The sequence below is a fragment of the Mesorhizobium sp. P3_B5 genome, assembly GCF_056402815.1.
Genome location: NZ_JBFUGR010000018.1, coordinates 1 through 17,798 on the forward strand (window position 1 = coordinate 1; position 17,798 = coordinate 17,798).

The window sequence follows — 17,798 nt, forward strand, 5'->3', positions numbered from 1 at the left end:
TGAGAGCGGCAAGCTCAAGCGCAGGAGCAAGATCGGCGGTGGTCGCCCGCGGGTCCGACGAGCTCTCTACATGGCGGCGCTGGGCGCCATCCGTGCCAATGACCGGTTCAAAGCTTTCTACGTCGCCCTTGCCGCACGTTCCGGATCAAAGAAACTCGCCATCGTCGCCGTCGCAAGGAAGCTTCTGGTCACCCTCAACGCTATCATCAGGGACAAAACCGCATTCACGTGAACACAGTTGCCATGCCGAGACTTAGGAGAGTTGTGGCGGTGCAAAACCGGCTCTGGTGAGCGCCACCGTCATTCTGAACCGCTGTGCGCGTGTGGACCGTCACGGCATGGATCCGCCCAAATCCCGCTACGCAGCGCACTGCCAGCCGTCACGCTCTCGGATGCGCTGACTCGTAAATCTCGAGCAGCCTTGCTGTGTCGACGCCAGTGTAGATCTGCGTCGTCGACAGGCTGGCGTGGCCGAGCAGCTCCTGGATGGTGCGCAAATCGCCGCCGCGTCCCAGCAGATGCGTGGCGAAGGAGTGGCGCAGCGCATGCGGCGTCGCCGTGTCGGGCAGGTTGAGCGCCGAGCGCAGCTTGGCCATGTCGCGCTGGACGATGGCCGGGTTCAGCGGGCCGCCGCGCGCGCCGCGAAACAACAGGCCTTTTGGGTCGAGATGATAGGGGCAGAGCCGGCGGTATTCGGCGATCGCCCGCAACGCCACCGGCAGCACCGGCACCAGCCGCGTCTTGCCGCCCTTGCCGGTGATGCGCAGCACGGTGTCGCTCGCCAAGGCGAGATCGGCACCCGACAGGCCGAGCGCTTCGGAAATGCGCAGGCCTGAACCGTAAAGCAAGGTCAGCACGGCAGCGTTGCGGGCGGCGATCCACGGTTCCTCGGCCAGCTGGCCTTCCACCGACACGACATGTTTGGCGTCGCTTGCCGTCAGTGGCTTGGGCAGCGATTTTGGTTGGCGCGGCGCGCGTAGCGCCGCCGCACCCGCCGCATTGGCGAGGCCGCGCCGCTCGAGAAAGCGCAGCAGCGAGCGGATGCCGGCCAGTCCGCGGCCGAGCGTGCGGGCGCCGGCGCCGGCGTTGCGGCGGGCAGCGAGAAAGCCGCGCAGATCGGCCGGACGCAGGTTGGCGATCTCGGCAATGCCGGGCGAGCCGCCGCAATGGCCGGTGAGGAAATGCAGGAACTGGCGCGTGTCGCGCTCATAGGCTTCGACGGTTTCCGGCGACAGCCGGCGTTCGCGCGCCAGCATCTTCAGCCAGCTTTCGCGCGCCGCCTGAAGGTCAGGCTTGGCCGGGATGAGGAATTCCTGCATGGCGCTGTTCCAGTTCCCTGCCATTGTCGGGCAGTCGGGTTAGGAAGCGGTGAAGAGCTGTGTCATTGAAATGACGCCGAGCGATCATTGAAATGACGCCGGGGCGGCGCTAGAGCAAGGCAAAGGAATGTTTGCCATGACCAAGCCCCAGAACCCCGTCCAGATGGCCGTGATCGGCGCCGCCCACGGCATCAAGGGTGAATTGCGGGTGAAGACCTTCACCGGCGAGCCCTTGGCGCTAGCCGATTACGGGCCGCTTTACGCCAGGGATGGCCGTGCCTTCCAGATCATCGATATAAGGCCGGCCAACACGGTCGTCGTGGTGCGCTTCAAGGGCATCAGTGACCGCAACGCCGCCGAGGCGCTGGCCGGCACCGAACTGTTCGTCGACCGCTCGATGCTGCCGGACGATGGCGAAGAGGACGAGTTCTATCATGCCGACCTCGTCGGGCTGGAAGTCCGCGACGACACCAATGCCGCCATCGGCAAGGTCGTCGCCGTGCACAATTTCGGCGGCGGCGACATTCTCGACGTGACGCTGGCGGGGCGCAAAGGCGTGCTGATCCCGTTCACGCAGGCCGCCGTTCCCCAGGTATCAATTGCCGACGCCTTCCTCCGCATCGATCTGGCGGCGGCGGGGGTGGTCGAGGACGAGGACGGCGATGCGCCGCGCGAGGAGGATTTCGACGCCAAGGGCAGGCCGCGCGGACCGAGGGATGCCGGGGGCAACCGGTGAGTTTTTCCGCCTCGGTGCTGACGCTCTATCCCGAGATGTTTCCTGGCGCGCTCGGCCTGTCGCTGGCTGGCCGCGCGCTGGTATCAGGCACCTGGTCGCTTGAGGCGATCCAGATCCGCGACTTCGCCACCGATCGTCACCACACGGTCGACGACACGCCGGCCGGCGGCGGCGCCGGCATGGTGATGCGCGCCGATGTGCTGGCGAGAGCCATCGACCACGCGTCGCCAACAGGTGATCCGCGCCCGCGCCTTTTGATGAGCCCGCGCGGAAAACCGCTGACGCAGGCGCGTGTGCGCGAACTGGCCGCCGGGCCGGGTGCTGTCATCGTCTGCGGCCGCTTCGAAGGCGTCGACCAGCGATTGATCGAAGCGCGCGGACTGGAAGAGGTCTCCGTCGGCGACTTCATCCTCTCCGGCGGCGAGCCGGCGGCACTGGTGCTGCTCGATGCCGTGGTGCGGCTGTTGCCGGGCGTGATGGGCAATGCAGTGTCGGGCGAGGAAGAAAGCTTTGAGAACGGCCTGCTGGAGCATCCGCATTACACGCGGCCGCAGGAGTTCGAGGGCCGGCCAATTCCCGAGGTGCTGATCTCAGGCAACCACGCGAAAATCGCGAAATGGCGGCGCGCCGAGTCGGAAAAGCTGACGAAGGAAAGACGGCCGGATCTGCCAGGCGCTGCCCCTCAGCCCTTGGTGAAATAGTAGAAGGCGAGAAACAGGCCGACGGCGACGACGAAACCGCGCACGGCGTTCTGCGGCACGCGCTTGGCGATCCAGACACCGGCATAGCCACCCAGCGCACCGCCGGGGATCATGACGATCGCCTGCGGCCAGGCGATGACGCCGCCGGAGACGAAGACCAGGATGGCGACGGCGGCGATGACCACGGCCAGCATGTTCTTCAGCGCGTTCAGTCGGTGATAGTCGCCGGCTTGCGTCAGGCCCAGCATCGCCAGCATCATCACGCCCATGCCGGCGCCGAAGAAGCCGCCATAGATTGCGGTGGCGAACTGCGCCAGCGAGCCGGCCAGCGAGCCGACCGACGCTTCATGTCCAGGCTTCGGCGCCGGCTTCAGCCACGGCCCGGCGGCGAACAGAGCGGTTGCGCCCAGCAGCAGCCACGGTACCAGGACACGGAACGAGGGATTGGAGAGCGCCAAGAGGATGAGCGCGCCGGCCAGTGCGCCCAAAGCCGAGATCAGGCAGAGCAGCAACGCGCCGCGCCAGAAATGCTTGATGTCGGCCCAGTAGGCGAGCGTCGAGGTGACGTAGCCGGGAAACTGTGTCACCGAGGAGGTGGCGTTGGCGACGATCGGCGGCAGGCCGACCAGCGTCATGGCGCCGAAGGTGATGAACGTGCCGCCGCCGGCAACCGCATTGGCCGCCCCCGAGAGAAAGCCCGCGAGAAAGAGCAGGACTGCGTCGAAAACAGACATGAGGGTGCCGCCGAACAAGAGTGCTTCTCCCGGATTAGGAAGCTTGCAGGGTCGGCGCAACCCCGCACTGGATGATTGCGTGGTGGCATACGAGCAAAAAAGACAGGGCCAAGGCGTGACAAAGCCTCGAAATAGCTGTATGTGCCCGCCCGAACCGGAAGAACAATCTACCGGACCCGTCAACAATGACGGTGTAGTCGCCCCTGCCCGAAAGAGCATAGCCGAGCGGTCATAGGAACTGCAAGGCGAGTGTCGGACGCTCTGACTGTCGGAAGAACAAGAAGTGGACTTTTAGATGGATATTCTCCGTCAGCTCGAGGCCGAACAGGCCGCCAAGATCGAAGCCAAGCGCAAGCTTCCCGAATTCCAGCCCGGCGATACCGTGCGCGTCCAGGTCCGCGTGACCGAAGGCACCCGCACCCGCGTCCAGGCCTATGAGGGTGTCGTCATCGCCCGCGCCGGCGCCGGCTTCCAGGAAAATTTCACCGTTCGCAAGATTTCCTACGGCGAAGGCGTGGAGCGCGTGTTCCCGGTCTACTCGCCGATGGTCGAAGGCGTCGAGATCGTTCGCCGCGGCAAGGTGCGTCGCGCCAAGCTCTATTACCTGCGCGATCGTCGCGGCAAGTCGGCCCGTATTTCGGAAAACACCGGCGTGCGCGCCCGCAAGCTGAACGACGACGAGCGCGATGCGCTGAACGCCGAGAAGGCCCGCATCGAGGCCGAGAAGGTGGCCGCCGCCCAGGCGCTGGCCATCGAGAAGGCAGCACAGGACGCCGCCGAGAAGAAGGCTGCCGACGAGGCTGCCAAGGCCGCGGAAGCGACCGCCGCCGAATAAGTTTTTTCAGGCGCAGATTTCGGAAAGGCGGCTTCGGCCGCCTTTTTCGTTTTCGAACGGAATTAACGGGAAATTTCGCTCTCAGCCGGGTTGACTCCAATTATCTTGTACACTAACTAATCGTGTACAAATTAACTGGAGACATGAAATGCCTGCACTCTACTCCACCCAAGCTCGCGCCGTCGGCGGCCGCGCCGGCCACGTCCGGAGCAATGATGGCCTGCTCAGCCTCGACCTCGCGTCGCCGAAGGAACTCGGCGGCAAGGGCGGCGCCACCAATCCCGAGCAGCTGTTTGCCGCCGGCTATGCCGCCTGCTTCGAAAGCGCCATGCGCTTCATCGCCGGCAAGCAGAAATTGCCGCTGCAGGATGCGGCGGTGACGGCCAATGTCAGCTTGCATGCCAATGGCCAGGGCGGCTTCCGGCTTGGCGTTTCGCTGGAGGCGGAGACTAAAGGTCTTGATCAGGCGGCCGCGGAAGCGCTTGTATCGGCAGCGCACCAGGTTTGCCCCTATTCCAACGCCATCAAGGGCAATGTCGAGGTGGCGCTTTCGGCAGTGGCGCTTCCGGCAAAGGCAGCATGACGACAAAGACGACAGAGAGTACCAGCGACGTCCCGGCGGTATCAGCCGGGACGTTCCGCGTTCCGCGGCTCGACCAGCAGCTCTGCTTCGCGCTCTATTCGGCGAGCGGGCTGATGACGAAACTCTACCGGCCGCTGCTCGAGCCGCTCGGCCTGACCTATCCGCAATATCTGGCAATGCTGGTGCTGTGGGAGCGCGCGCCAAGCACGGTCGGCGCGCTCGGCGAAGCGCTGGGGCTCGACTCGGCGACACTGACGCCGCTGCTCAAGCGGCTGGAAGCGAATGGCCTGGTGACCCGCCGGCGCGACGCCGCCGACGAGCGCCGCGTGCTGGTCGAACCGACGGCAGAAGGCCTGGCGCTGCGCGCACGCACGCAGGACGTATCCGCCGGGCTGGCCTGCGCCATGCCGCTCGAGGCGGCCGAGTTGAAATCCCTGCACCGCACGCTAACCCGCTTTGTCGCCGGCTTGCGCGCGGCGGGCACTGCGCCGGAGCGTGACTGATCGCCCGGTTGGAACGCCTGCCCGGCGCCATAGGGTAAACAATCTCTTACTAATATATCTTGCATTGGACATAACATCGCTTAGCAATGGGGCTTCGGCTGCCCCTTCTGCTTTTTGGAGTGATGTGATGGATTCTTTCGCCAGGGCGAACCGCTTCAACTGGGACAACCGAGCCGAATTGCATACCACTGACGAGGCCCATCGCTATTACCCGATCGATCGGGTTCTGGCCGGTGGCTTGAGCCTGACCGCGCTGGAAAAGCGGGAAGTCGGCAACCGCATCGCCGGCAAGGACATCGCCCACCTGCAGTGCCATATCGGGCTCGACACGATCAGCCTGAAGCATCTCGGCGCAAAAAGCGTCACCGGGCTGGATTTCGCGCCCAAGGCGCTTGCCGCGGCGCGCCGGTTTGCCGCGCAGGCCGGCGCCGAAGTCAGCTTCGTCGAGGCCTCGGTCTATGATGCGGTGGCGGCGCTCGACGACTATTACGACCTCGTCTACGTGACGTGGGGCACGACGATTTGGCTGGACGACATCTTCAGCTGGGCCAAGGTGGTCGCCAATCTGCTGCGGCCGGGCGGCAAGCTGTATTTCCTCGATGGGCACCCGACGATGTTCCAGTGCGGCCGCAAGACCGATCAGCCCGGTCTGTTGCTGGATTGGCGGACGCCGCCACAGGCGCCGCTGGAATGGCACGACACGCACACCTATACCGGCGACGAGCGGCCGCTGACCCATCGCCTGAATTATGAGTGGATCCACCCGTTGGGCGACGTCATCAACGCCCTCATCGCGTCCGACATGACGATCGACTTCCTCAACGAGCATGCCATTCTGGGCTGGAAGGAATTCCCCTACATGGTCGAGGCCGGCGAGGGACTTTACGCGCTGCCGGACGGTATGACCAAGATACCGCTTTCCGTGTCTATCGGCGCAACCAAGCGGCGCTGAGTTTACGCGCGGCGCCATGTTGCGGCGGATGGCCGCCGGGCAAAGATCGTTCCGAAATCCCCCGATAGAAAGCATCGAAATCCGCTTTTGCGCGAAGGGTCACATCGGACCGGCTTGCACGGCGCTTGCGGACGGCTAAAGTCGGCGCCGGATTTTCCTGCAAACCTTGGCTGTGCCGAGGCCTTTCAAGTTCTGGGAGTGTGTCATGACCAAATCGAAACTGCTGCTGGCCGGCCTGTTGGCTTGCCTTCTCGCGCCCGTCGCCGCATGGGCGCAGGCGCTGCCCGACCTCGGCGGCAAGAAGGTGGTGGTGGTGACCGAAAACGCCTATCCGCCGCTGCAGTTCATCGATGCCAAGACCGGCAAACAGATCGGCTGGGAATATGACGCGATGAACGAGATCGCCAAGCGGCTGAACTTTTCCGTCGAGTACCAGAACACCTCGTGGGACGCGATGATCCAGGCGGTTTCCGACAACCAGTACAACATCGGCATGACCGGCATCACCATCAAGGACGACCGCAAGGAGAAGGTCGATTTCTCTGACCCCTATATGCGCTCGGAACAGTTCATGCTGGTGCGCGGCGACGAGAGCCGCTTCACCGACGCCAAGACCTTTGGCGCCTTCAAGGACGGGCTGATCGGCGCGCAGGCCGGCACGACGCCGTTCTACACCGCCGTCTACAGCGTGCTCGACGGCAATGAGCAGAATCCGCGCATCAAACTGTTCGAGACCTTCGGCGCCACGGTGCAAGCACTGAAGTCGGGCGACGTCGATGTCGTCTTGACCGACGGCACCGCCGGCAAAGGCTATGTCGATGCTTCCGAGGGCAAGCTGAAGCTGATCGGCGGCCCGCTCGGCACCGAGGATTTCGGCTTCATTTTCCCGAAGGGTTCCGACCTGGTGAAGCCGGTCAACGCAGCGATCGCAGCGCTGAAGGCGGATGGGACGATCGATGCGCTGAACAAGAAATGGTTTCTTGATTACAAGATGGGGCAGTAGCCTCCTTTGCCACGCGCATTGCATGATGACTGCGCGCAGCAATTTGCGCTGACCTTGCTCCTTCACGCCCCCCTCTGTCCTGCCGGACATCTCCCCCACGAGGGGGGAGATTGGCAGTTCTTGCGGAGGCGCCTTTCTTTCAACGTTGCAGATTGGCGAACGCAGCGGTGGCGGCCGATCTCCCCCCAAGTGGGGGAGATGTCCGGCAGGACAGAGGGGGGCGCCTCGGCACGCCCTGCCATCCGCTTCGCCGACATCGCCTGATGCAAACGCCCCCCACTTCCACCACCAAATCCGATTTCCCCTGGTGGCTTGCCGTGGCCGTGGCGATCGCCGTGATCGCTGCCATCTTCATCGCCACCAGCAACCTCTACGCGCAGGTATTCACCACCGTCGCCAAGGGCATCGGCATCACCGTCTTCGTCACCGTCGTCGCCTTCGCGCTGGCTTGCGCCATCGGGCTCGGGCTTGCGCTGATGGGGCTGTCGGGGTCGCGCTGGCTGAGCCAGATTGCCCGCTTCTATGTCGAGATCATCCGTGGCGTGCCGATCCTGGTGCTGTTGTTCTGGATCGCCTTTGCCGGCGCGCCGACCTTCGTCGCGGCCTGGAACGCGCTAACCGCGCCGCTGCAGAATGCCGGCTTCTTCGGCGAGCTTCTGGTGCGCGACGTGTCGCTGCTCTGGCGCGCCATCATGGCGCTGACCATCGGCTACTCCGCCTTCATCTCGGAGGTGTTTCGCGCCGGCATCCAGGCGGTCGAGAAGGGCCAGATCGAGGCGGCGAAGGCTTTGGGATTGTCGCGCACGCAGCGCTTCCGGCTGATCGTCTTTCCGCAAGCAATCCGCACCATCCTGCCGCCGCTCGGCAACGACTTCGTCGCCATGGTCAAGGATTCCTCTCTGGTCTCGGTGCTCGGCGTCGCCGACATCACCCAGATGGGCAAGATCTACGCCGCCGGCTCCTTTCGCTTCTTCGAGACCTATTCGATCGTCGCCTATATCTATCTCATCCTCACCGTCGGCCTGTCGCTGGCGCTCAGGGCGCTGGAGAAGCGGCTGCGCAACCAGCATCAGGAATAGAAGTCAGGCGAAGACGGCGCTACCATCACCGACGATGCGGCCAGTTCCGGAGCGAATTCCATGATCGTCGACAAGGCCAATGCGGCGCTGGATTCCGTCTATGCGGCCGACACGCCGGAGGCGCTGGCGCGAGCCTACGCCGCCTGGGCCGCGACCTATGACAGCGAAACCGCCTCGCTCGGTTATTTGCTGCCGTTCCTGATCACCGCCTGGGTTACGCGGCATGTGCCGGCGGGCGAAGGCCCGCTGCTCGATGCCGGCTGCGGCACCGGCCTGTCGGGCCCGTCGCTCAAGGCGCTGGGCTATCCCGACATTGCCGGGCTCGACCTCTCCGACGACATGCTGAAGATCGCCGGCAGCCGCAACGCCTACAACGACCTGAAGAACGCGATGCTTGGCGGCCCGCTGCCCTGGCCGGACGGGCATTTTCGCGCCTTCTTCTCGACCGGCGTGTTCACCATCAGCCATGCACCGGCGTCGGGCCTGCACGAACTGGTGCGCATCACGAAAAAGGGCGGCCACGCGATCTTCACCGTGCGCGACCAGGTTTTTGACAGCGGCGGGTTTCAGGCCGTGTTCGACGAGCTGGAGCAGGCGCAAAAATGGCGGCCGGTCGAGGAAAGCCCATGGTTCTGTTGCTATGCCATCGCCGAGCCGGATGCATTGGTGAAGACGTTTGTGTTTGAGGTGATGTGAGCGGTGACGCCCTTCCCTTCTCCCCTTGTGGGAGAAGGTGGCCGAGCGAAGCTCGGTCGGATGAGGGGTGTTCCAGCTTGGCGAGGATGGAGACTTGGCAAGGACGGCGATCCTTCGCGCACCCCTCATCCGTCTCGGCGCTGCGCGCCGATCCACCTTCTCCCACAGGGGGAGAAGGCAAGGCCGCGCCCACACACGCCGCAATTGCCGAAAACCCAAAACATTGGTATGAGCCACGCCATGGAAGAGCTTTTTGGCGATCCGGCCTATAAGGGGTTCGTGCTGCAGGACAGAAAACGCCTGCCGTCGCGCTTCTCTGCGCGCGTTTGCGGCGCGCTTACCAGCCGACTTAGCTAGACCGCTTTCGCCGACCGAAAGGCCTGCGGCACTTCACCTCTTCCCCATTTTCAGATCGACGGATTTACGCACATGAGCGCACCGCGCACCCTCTACGACAAGATATTCGACGAGCACGTTGTCGACCGCCAGGACGACGGCACTTGCCTGCTCTATATCGACCGTCACCTCGTCCACGAAGTCACCAGCCCGCAAGCCTTCGAAGGCCTGCGCATGACTGGCAGAAAAGTCCGGCATCCTGAAAAGACGCTGGCCGTGGTCGATCACAATGTCTCGACCTCGCCCGAGCGCAAGTTCGGCATCAAGAACGAGGAAAGCCGCATCCAGGTCGAGGCGCTGGCCAAGAACGCCAAGGATTTCGGCGTCGAGTATTATTCCGAGACCGATATCCGCCAGGGCATCGTCCACATCATCGGCCCGGAACAGGGTTTTACGCTCCCCGGCATGACCATCGTCTGTGGAGACAGCCACACCTCGACGCACGGTGCTTTCGGCGCGCTGGCGCATGGCATCGGCACCTCGGAAGTCGAGCACGTGCTGGCGACGCAGACGCTGATCCAGCGCAAGGCAAAGAACATGCTGGTGCGTGTCGACGGCGTGTTGCCGGAAGGCGTCACCGCCAAGGATATCATCCTGGCCATCATCGGCGAGATCGGCACCGCCGGCGGCACCGGCTATGTCATCGAATATGCTGGCGAGGCGATCCGCGCGCTGTCGATGGAAGGCCGCATGACCATCTGCAACATGTCGATCGAGGGTGGCGCGCGCGCCGGCCTGATCGCGGCCGACGAGACGACCTTCGCCTATGTCAAGGACAAGCCGCGTGCGCCGAAGGGCGCGTCTTGGGATGCGGCACTCGCCTACTGGCAGACGCTGCAGTCCGACGAGGGCGCGCATTTCGACAAGGTGATCGTGCTCGACGCGGCCAAACTGCCGCCGATCGTCTCCTGGGGCTCGTCGCCCGAGGATGTCGTCTCGGTGCAAGGCATCGTGCCGAACCCGGATGACATCGCCGACGAGAACAAGCGTACCTCCAAGCAACGTGCACTGGACTATATGGGCCTGACGCCGGGCACCAAGATCACCGACATCACGCTCGACCGTGTCTTCATCGGCTCCTGCACCAATGGCCGCATCGAGGATTTGCGCGCCGTCGCCAAGGTGGTGGAAGGGAAAAAGGTCAGCGCGCATGTCGATGCGATGATCGTGCCGGGTTCCGGCCTGGTCAAGGAACAGGCCGAGGCCGAGGGCCTCGACAAGATCTTTGTCGCCGCCGGTTTCGACTGGCGCGAGCCGGGCTGTTCGATGTGCCTGGCCATGAACGATGACCGGCTGAAGCCGCATGAGCGCTGCGCCTCGACCTCGAACCGCAATTTCGAGGGACGTCAGGGTTTCAAGGGCCGCACCCATCTGGTGTCGCCGGCCATGGCGGCGGCGGCAGCGATCGCCGGCCATTTCGTCGACATCCGCGAGTGGAAATAGCCCAGAGTTTCGTCCCTGTTTTCAGAGCATTCGAGAAACCCCGGACCGCAAACGGTTCGGGGTTTTTCTTTGGCTCCGAGGGCATATTCGGTCTCGCTTAACCGCTTGTTTGGGCTTGCGGCTTAAACATCTTCCCTGACGGAAGCGAGAGAAGTCACGGTCCTTGGACACCGGCCTGTTCATAGCGCTGCTCAATCCGACGATCGCGCTGGCGCTCGGCGCGGCGTTCCTCGTGCTGTGGTCCTATCAGCGCCACCGTCCTTATCTGGCGGTGCTGGGCGCAAGCTACTGCGCCTCGGCGGGCGGCTTCCTGCTGCAGTATTTCACGCTGCCCGTCGGCATGGTGCTGACCAAGCTTCTCTCCAACATATGCTTCACCTTTGCCGCCTGCTGTCTCTGCGGCGCCATCGTGGCGCGCTATGGCCGGCGCGTACCCTTTGTCGGGATCGGTGTCCTGGCGGGTGGCGGGTTGGCCGCTTTTTGCTGGTTCCTGTTCGTCCAGCCGGATCTCACCTGGCGCATCCTTGCCATCAATTTCGGCTTCGGCGGCCTCAGCCTGCTGGTCGCCGCCGAACTGCGCCAGGTGCGCAACAACGGCCCGACGGAAAACATCCTGTTTGTTCTGTCGCTGCTGTCGGGCCTGAACTTCTTCGCCCGCACGCTGGCCGTCGTCATCGCGCATGGGCCGTTCACCAGCTATGACGGCTTCTATGCCTCGTCCTACTGGACGACGGCGCTGCTCTCGCACGCACTGCTGTCGCTGCTGATCGCACTTTGCCTGTTCTCGGCAGCCGCGCTCGACGTGATGAAGGCGCTGAAAACCGAGACGTTTACCGACCCGCTGTCCGGCCTGCTCAACCGTCGCGGTTTCGAAGAGCGGGCGGCTCTGCTTCTGCGGCAGTGCGCCTCGGCCAGGCTTCCGGTTGCGCTGGTGCTGGCCGACCTCGATCACTTCAAGGCGCTCAACGATGTGCACGGCCATGCGGCGGGCGACCGGGTCATCGCCGATTTCGCCGCAAAGCTGAATTTCGCCACCGGCGCGCGCGGTGCTGCCGGCCGCATCGGCGGCGAGGAGTTCGCGGTGCTGCTGCCTTTGTGCGACCTGGCTTCGGCGCGCCTGTTCGCCGAGGCGATCCGCTCGCTCTATTCGTCCGGCGGTGTCGCCAGCCTGCCGCCGGGTATCCGAGTGACCGCGAGCTTCGGTGTCGCCGCCCGCACCGGCGACGAAGGGTTGGAACCGCTGATGCGTCGTGCCGACGAGGCGCTCTACAAGGCCAAGAAGAACGGCCGCGACAGCGTGCGCCTGTCCTACGAGCGGCCGGAAACGGTGTTCGTGCCGGACTACGCCAGCCTCGGTTAGAGACACTTGTTTTGGCATGATCTTTTCCGAAAACCGGGTCTCACTTTTCGCTGACGCGGTCCTTCGGTTCGGGATCATGCCTGAACGTTAACGTCTTTTTCGCGCGTCGGTGGTTAGCTGTCGCCCCGGAGTGCGAAAGACGCAATGGGCAGCGCAGACTTCATCCTTGTCATCAATCTGTTCGTTGCCGGACTGCTGGCCGCGGCCTTCATGGCGATTGCGATCTATGATGTAGGACGCGTATCGGCACGCTGGCTGGCGTTCGGCTATGTGCTCGGCATGGTCTATTTCGCCGTCGAATTCAGCATCCCGGTTTTCGCCGACGCACGGCCTGCGGTTGTCACCGCTTTCGCCGTTTTCCTGGGCGCCACCATCGCCTTCAATACCGGGCTCGCCCGCAAGTATGGCGTGGCGCCGCCCTGGCCGCCGATGCTGTTCTTCCTGGTCTTCGCCACCGTCGCGGTCTGGTTCGTGCAGGATCTGCCGCGCCAGTCGCTTGCCCGCATGATGGCCTACCAGCTTCCCTATGCGGCCATGCAGCTGGTCGGTTTCGCCATCGTCTGGTCGTCAAGGCAAAGGCGCGACCGGCTCGATCGAGTTCTGCTGGCCGTGCTGGTGGCCAGCGCCGTGCAGTTCGCCTCAAAGCCGTTCATCGCGCATGCGCTGGGTGGCTGGGGCGCTGACCCGCAGTCTTATGTGCAGACCAGCTACGCGCTGGTGTCGCAGTCGCTCGGCACCGTGCTGGGCCTGGCGCTGGCGCTTCTGATGCTGGGCATCCTGGTTCGCGACGTGCTGGCCGAGGCGACCTCGAAGTCCGAAACCGACACGCTGTCGCGGCTGCTCAATCGCGGCGGTTTTGAGCGCCATGCCGAGGTCGCGCTGCGCGATGCCGTGCGCCAGGGCGTTCCGGTAGCGCTGGTCATTGCCGATCTCGACCACTTCAAGGGCATCAACGATAGCTATGGCCACGCCTCAGGCGACCGGGTGATCGCGACCTTCGCTGGCTTTCTTCGCGATGCCGCTGCCGACCACCACGTTGCCGGCCGCATCGGCGGCGAGGAGTTCGCCATCATTCTGCCGGGAACCAACCTTGCCGCCGCGCGGCTGTTTGCCGAGGGCACACGCAGCGCTTTCGGCGCGCTGCCGATCGATAGCCTGCCGGCGGAGCATCGCTGCAGCGCCAGTTTTGGCGTGGCCGAGCTTTCCGCGCGTGAAGGGTTTTCCGACCTGCTGCGGCGCGCCGACGAAGCGCTCTACCAGGCGAAAGGCGCTGGCCGCGACTGCGTGCGGGTCTCGGCCGGACCGGTCGTCCGGCAGGCGACAGCAGCGAACGCCGGATAGATCAGCGGCAAGGGCTGAGGTTGGGCATCTCGCCGTCGGAGAGGCCGTACATATAGGAGCGGCCTTTGATGAAAACCGGCGGCTGGTAGCAGCCGCGGCGGATCACATTGTCCGATTCGTTCTCGTAGATGACGTCTGGTTCGCCGGCGTTGCCAGCGCTGGTGTAGTCGGACAATTCTTTCGCCAGCTTGCCTTCGCCAACGATGATGCGCTTGTAGCCGGCGGCGCTGTCGATGACGAGATTGCCGAAGGAATCGGCATAGACGCGGTCGTGGTGGCGCGTCCCGGCGAGCGCCGGTGCGGCAAAGCCGATCGATAGTGCCGCCAGCATGAGCGCCGGAAGTCGTAGTGTGCCTGAATTCGAACGCATGGCGTCCTCCGTTTCCTAGAGGCAAGCCTCCTCGAATCGGAAATTAACCTTTTATTAACCTTTGTTAAGGGGGACAGCCGGTGATGCGGCAATCTCTTGGCAAACATGGTTAATATCAGTCGGAATGGAAAGCCCGGCGGCCATCATTCGGCCATGCTTGCCCGCACCATCGCGGCCGGCGTCGACTTGCAACCATGACGCTTGATCTTGGCAAGGCATGGCGGCTAGTTTGCCGCGCGGGAGGACAACATATGGCGTTACGCCGGGCTTTTCGGATGACGCTTGTGCTTGGCCCGCTGCTGGTAGCAGCAGCCTGCGTGCCGCAGAGCAACGCGCCGAAGGCCGCAAGCACCGCCGCCGCCGCTGTCTCGATAGCGCCGGGCGCACCTTCGACTGCTGCCCCCATCATCGTGGACACGGCCGCGCCGCAACCGCGCACTGCGACCTACAATTGCGCCGACGGCGGCAGGATCACGATCGAAAATCTCGGCACGGCGCTGCATGTCCTCGGCCCCGACGGCACATCTGAAGACCTGCCGGCGTCGCCGGCCAACCAGAACAGCCGGTACGGCGCAGCCCATGACGCAATCGTGATTGACGGACGCGAGGCGCTGGTGATGAAGGGTGGGAAAACGCCGGTGACCTGCAAGCGCTGACCGGGTGTGTCGATATTCAGCTGATGCCGGCCTGCGAATGGCAGCTTCCTGCGCTTCCGGCCTTCGCCGGCCGAACCACTCATGAGGGGTGCGCAGTTAAGGCTACGGCCGGCGTAGGCCGGTGCTCACGTACTGAAGTACGCTCCCGCTCCGGTTCTCGCAAACCACCATTCTCGGCTCGGCCTGAGCTGAATCTCGGCACACCCTCCGCGCCCGAGCCAGGCGAAATACCGCACTGCAGCGAACGCTGCGCCGGCTTTGGGCCGATGCCCTAATCGATTGAAGCGAAACGCCGCCTTTTTGTCAGACTAAATGACGTTTTCAAAACGATTTTCTGGCTTTGACGCGGTGCAAAAAGAGCATTAGAAACCGCCTGTCCGAAGTCGCATCCGGAAGCGGCAATGCCGCATTTCCGCCGGTGGCTCCAGAGACGCCGAACTGGGGGAGCCATGAGCAAATCACCAGCCACCCGCGCGAGACCGCTTTCGCCGCATCTGACCGTCTATCGGATGCCGATCACGATGACGATGTCGATCATCCATCGCATCACCGGCGGGGCGCTGTATTTCGGCACGCTGCTGGTCGCCGTATGGCTGATGGCGGCGGCGAGCTCCGAGGCCACTTTCGATTGGGTCAACTGGGCCTTCGGTTCGTGGCTCGGGCGGCTCATCCTGTTCGGCTACACCTGGGCGCTGATGCACCACATGCTGGGCGGTGTGCGCCATCTGGTGTGGGACACCGGCGCCGGTCTTGAAAAGCACACGGCATCGAAGATCGCCTGGGCGACGCTGGCCGGCTCGATCTCGCTGACGCTGTTGATCTGGATCGCCGGCTACATGGCGCGGGGAGCCTGATCCATGAGCGGTAAAAACACCGATATGCGCACGCCGCTGGCCAAGGTCCGCGGCCTTGGCTCGGCCCGCGAGGGCACCCAGCATTTCTGGCGCCAGCGGCTGACCGCGATTGCCAACATCCCGCTGACGCTGTTCTTCGTCGGCTTCCTCATCGCGCTCAACGGCGCCGGCTATGCCGAGGTGCGCGCGGCCCTCGCCAATCCGTTCGTGGCGCTGGTGCTTGCCCTGGTGCTGTTGTCCGGGCTCTATCATATGCGGCTCGGCATGCAGGTCATCATCGAGGACTATGTGCATGGCGAGGGCATGAAGCTGGCGCTGATCGCGCTCAACACTTTCTTTTCCGTAGTGGTCGGCGTCGCCTCGATCTTCGCCCTGCTCAAGCTGGCATTCGGAGGCTGAATTTGGCCAAGGACGCGAAGACCGCCAACAAGGCTGGTTACACCTATGTCGACCACAAATTCGATGTGGTGGTCGTCGGCGCTGGTGGCGCCGGCTTGCGCGCCACGCTCGGCATGGCCGAACAAGGCCTGCGCACCGCCTGCATCACCAAAGTGTTCCCGACGCGGTCGCACACCGTGGCGGCGCAAGGCGGCATTGCCGCGTCGCTGTCCAATATGGGTCCCGATTCCTGGCAGTGGCACATGTACGACACCGTCAAGGGTTCGGACTGGCTGGGCGATGTCGACGCCATGGAATATCTGGTGCGCGAAGCGCCGGCCGCGGTCTATGAGCTCGAACATTACGGCGTGCCGTTCTCGCGCACCGAAGAGGGCAAGATCTACCAGCGGCCATTCGGCGGCCACATGATGAATTACGGCGACGGCCCGCCGGTGCAGCGCACCTGCGCCGCCGCCGACCGTACCGGCCACGCCATCCTGCACACGCTCTACGGCCAGTCGCTGAAGAACAACGCGCAGTTCTTCATCGAGTATTTTGCGCTCGACCTGATCATGGAGCCGGACGGCACCTGCACCGGCGTGGTCGCCTGGAATCTCGACGACGGCACCATCCACCGCTTTTCGGCAAAAATGGTGGTGCTGGCGACCGGCGGCTACGGCCGCGCCTATTTCTCGGCGACGTCGGCGCACACCTGCACCGGCGACGGCGGCGGCATGGCCGCGCGCGCCGGCTTTCCGCTGCAGGATATGGAGTTCGTGCAGTTCCACCCAACCGGTATCTATGGCGCCGGCTGTCTGATCACCGAAGGCGCGCGCGGCGAGGGCGGCTATCTCGTCAATTCCGAGGGCGAGCGCTTCATGGAGCGCTACGCGCCGTCGGCCAAGGACCTTGCCTCGCGCGACGTCGTCTCGCGCTGCATGACGCTGGAGATCCGCGAGGGCCGCGGCGTCGGCAAGAAGAAGGATCATATTTTCCTGCATCTCGACCATCTCGATCCGTCCGTGCTGCATGAACGGCTGCCTGGCATTTCGGAATCGGCCAAAATCTTTGCCGGAGTCGACCTGACCAAGGAGCCGATCCCGGTGCTGCCGACGGTGCACTACAATATGGGCGGCGTGCCGACCAATTATTGGGGCGAAGTGCTCAACCCGACGGCGAAGAGCCCCGACCGGGTGTCGCCGGGGCTGATGGCGGTCGGCGAGGCCGGCTGTGCTTCCGTGCACGGCGCCAATCGCCTCGGCTCGAACTCGCTGATCGATCTCGTCGTGTTCGGCCGCGCGGCGGCGATCCGCGCCGGCCAGGTCATCGACCGGACGTCGGCGATCCCGGCGCCCAACGAAGCCTCGGTCGAAAAGATCATGGATCGCTTCGACCGGCTGCGCCACGCCAACGGTTCGACGCCGACGGCAAGCTTGCGCGAAAAGATGCAGAAGGCGATGCAGGACGACGCGGCGGTGTTCCGCACCCAGGAATCGCTCGAAAACGGCTGCAAGCGCATTTCGCAGATCTGGACCGAGCTCAAGGACGTCAAAGTGTTCGACCGCTCGATGATCTGGAACTCGGACCTGGTCGAGACGCTGGAGCTGGAAAACCTGATGGCCAACGCCATCACCACGGTCTATGGCGCCGAGGCGCGCAAGGAGAGCCGTGGCGCGCACGCGCGCGAAGATTTCTCAGCCCGCGACGACGCCAACTGGCGCAAGCACACGCTGGCGCGGCTGAGCGAAGACGGCAAGGTGACGCTCTCTTACCGGCCGGTGCACACCGAGCCGCTGCTGGCGGAAAAGGACGGCGGCATCAGCCTCGCCAAGATCGCGCCCAAGGCCAGGGTGTACTGA

At 64.2% G+C, this 17,798-nt stretch carries 20 protein-coding genes; 17 read left to right on the top strand and 3 right to left on the bottom strand.

All coding sequences use genetic code 11. The features are described from left to right. Window positions 1-232: transposase (locus tag AC1DVW_RS27060; RefSeq protein WP_477327167.1), on the top strand; the 232-nt coding region annotated here is incomplete at its 5' end. A gap of 148 nt (window positions 233-380) precedes the next feature. Here the strand turns inward: AC1DVW_RS27060 and AC1DVW_RS27065 are convergent. Continuing rightward, window positions 381-1,319 (bottom strand): tyrosine recombinase XerC, encoded by a 939-nt coding sequence (locus AC1DVW_RS27065; protein WP_477327169.1) that lies wholly within the window; start codon window positions 1,317-1,319, stop codon window positions 381-383. 136 nt (window positions 1,320-1,455) lie between these two features. On the opposite strand from AC1DVW_RS27065, the gene rimM reads away from it, so the two are divergent. Continuing rightward, window positions 1,456-2,055, top strand: coding sequence for a ribosome maturation factor RimM (gene rimM / locus AC1DVW_RS27070; protein WP_477327171.1), 600 nt, complete (start codon window positions 1,456-1,458; stop codon window positions 2,053-2,055). Then, on the top strand, window positions 2,052-2,756 hold the full coding sequence (gene trmD, locus AC1DVW_RS27075) for a tRNA (guanosine(37)-N1)-methyltransferase TrmD (protein ID WP_477327173.1): 705 nt from the start codon (window positions 2,052-2,054) through the stop codon (window positions 2,754-2,756). Before rimM ends, trmD begins: the two co-directional genes overlap by 4 nt. On the opposite strand, the gene AC1DVW_RS27080 is transcribed toward trmD, so the two are convergent. After that, window positions 2,738-3,490 (bottom strand): sulfite exporter TauE/SafE family protein, encoded by a 753-nt coding sequence (locus AC1DVW_RS27080; RefSeq protein WP_477327175.1) that lies wholly within the window; start codon window positions 3,488-3,490, stop codon window positions 2,738-2,740. The genes trmD and AC1DVW_RS27080 overlap by 19 nt on opposite strands. Window positions 3,491-3,785: 295 nt before the next feature. Between AC1DVW_RS27080 and rplS the strand changes: the two genes are divergently transcribed. The 10 genes from rplS to AC1DVW_RS27130 all read left to right on the top strand — a co-directional run bounded on the left by rplS (window position 3,786) and on the right by AC1DVW_RS27130 (window position 13,681). Then, a complete protein-coding gene (rplS, locus tag AC1DVW_RS27085; protein ID WP_477248724.1) occupies window positions 3,786-4,325 on the top strand; it encodes a 50S ribosomal protein L19 in 540 nt (179 codons plus the stop codon). A gap of 148 nt (window positions 4,326-4,473) precedes the next feature. Beyond that, entirely contained in the window at window positions 4,474-4,908 is a 435-nt protein-coding gene (locus tag AC1DVW_RS27090) for an organic hydroperoxide resistance protein (RefSeq protein WP_477270332.1), read from the top strand. Next, window positions 4,905-5,411: a MarR family winged helix-turn-helix transcriptional regulator gene (locus AC1DVW_RS27095; protein WP_477327177.1), complete on the top strand. Its 507-nt coding sequence runs from the start codon at window positions 4,905-4,907 to the stop codon at window positions 5,409-5,411. Before AC1DVW_RS27090 ends, AC1DVW_RS27095 begins: the two co-directional genes overlap by 4 nt. Before the next feature lie 127 nt (window positions 5,412-5,538). Continuing rightward, window positions 5,539-6,363, top strand: coding sequence for a class I SAM-dependent methyltransferase (locus tag AC1DVW_RS27100; protein ID WP_477270336.1), 825 nt, complete (start codon window positions 5,539-5,541; stop codon window positions 6,361-6,363). A 205-nt stretch (window positions 6,364-6,568) separates the two neighbouring features. Then, a complete protein-coding gene (locus AC1DVW_RS27105) occupies window positions 6,569-7,366 on the top strand; it encodes a transporter substrate-binding domain-containing protein (protein WP_477327179.1) in 798 nt (265 codons plus the stop codon). A gap of 263 nt (window positions 7,367-7,629) precedes the next feature. After that, complete coding sequence (locus tag AC1DVW_RS27110; RefSeq protein ID WP_477327181.1) at window positions 7,630-8,445, top strand: amino acid ABC transporter permease; 816 nt, start codon at window positions 7,630-7,632, stop codon at window positions 8,443-8,445. A 60-nt stretch (window positions 8,446-8,505) separates the two neighbouring features. Next, the gene (locus AC1DVW_RS27115) at window positions 8,506-9,141 is read left to right on the top strand and encodes a class I SAM-dependent DNA methyltransferase (RefSeq protein WP_477327184.1); all 636 of its coding nucleotides are present in this window, start codon (window positions 8,506-8,508) and stop codon (window positions 9,139-9,141) included. A gap of 429 nt (window positions 9,142-9,570) precedes the next feature. Next, entirely contained in the window at window positions 9,571-10,980 is a 1,410-nt protein-coding gene (gene leuC / locus AC1DVW_RS27120; protein WP_477327186.1) for a 3-isopropylmalate dehydratase large subunit, read from the top strand. Between the two features lie 163 nt (window positions 10,981-11,143). Further along, window positions 11,144-12,340, top strand: coding sequence for a GGDEF domain-containing protein (locus tag AC1DVW_RS27125; RefSeq protein ID WP_477327188.1), 1,197 nt, complete (start codon window positions 11,144-11,146; stop codon window positions 12,338-12,340). 144 nt (window positions 12,341-12,484) lie between these two features. Then, window positions 12,485-13,681 (top strand): GGDEF domain-containing protein, encoded by a 1,197-nt coding sequence (locus AC1DVW_RS27130; RefSeq protein ID WP_477327189.1) that lies wholly within the window; start codon window positions 12,485-12,487, stop codon window positions 13,679-13,681. 1 nt (window position 13,682) lies between these two features. Here the strand turns inward: AC1DVW_RS27130 and AC1DVW_RS27135 are convergent, their stop codons facing one another. Then, window positions 13,683-14,051 carry a hypothetical protein gene (locus tag AC1DVW_RS27135; protein ID WP_477327190.1) on the bottom strand — a complete coding sequence of 123 codons (369 nt, stop codon included), beginning with the start codon at window positions 14,049-14,051 and terminating at the stop codon, window positions 13,683-13,685. A gap of 275 nt (window positions 14,052-14,326) precedes the next feature. On the opposite strand from AC1DVW_RS27135, the gene AC1DVW_RS27140 reads away from it, so the two are divergent. The 4 genes from AC1DVW_RS27140 to sdhA all read left to right on the top strand — a co-directional run bounded on the left by AC1DVW_RS27140 (window position 14,327) and on the right by sdhA (window position 17,798). Then, window positions 14,327-14,707 carry a hypothetical protein gene (locus tag AC1DVW_RS27140; protein ID WP_477327192.1) on the top strand — a complete coding sequence of 127 codons (381 nt, stop codon included), beginning with the start codon at window positions 14,327-14,329 and terminating at the stop codon, window positions 14,705-14,707. A 449-nt stretch (window positions 14,708-15,156) separates the two neighbouring features. Continuing rightward, window positions 15,157-15,561: a succinate dehydrogenase, cytochrome b556 subunit gene (gene sdhC, locus AC1DVW_RS27145; RefSeq protein ID WP_477248736.1), complete on the top strand. Its 405-nt coding sequence runs from the start codon at window positions 15,157-15,159 to the stop codon at window positions 15,559-15,561. 3 nt (window positions 15,562-15,564) lie between these two features. Continuing rightward, window positions 15,565-15,960 carry a succinate dehydrogenase, hydrophobic membrane anchor protein gene (sdhD, locus tag AC1DVW_RS27150; RefSeq protein ID WP_477248737.1) on the top strand — a complete coding sequence of 132 codons (396 nt, stop codon included), beginning with the start codon at window positions 15,565-15,567 and terminating at the stop codon, window positions 15,958-15,960. Window positions 15,961-15,962: 2 nt separating this feature from the next. After that, window positions 15,963-17,798, top strand: a complete 1,836-nt coding sequence (gene sdhA / locus AC1DVW_RS27155) for a succinate dehydrogenase flavoprotein subunit (protein WP_477327194.1) — start codon at window positions 15,963-15,965, stop codon at window positions 17,796-17,798.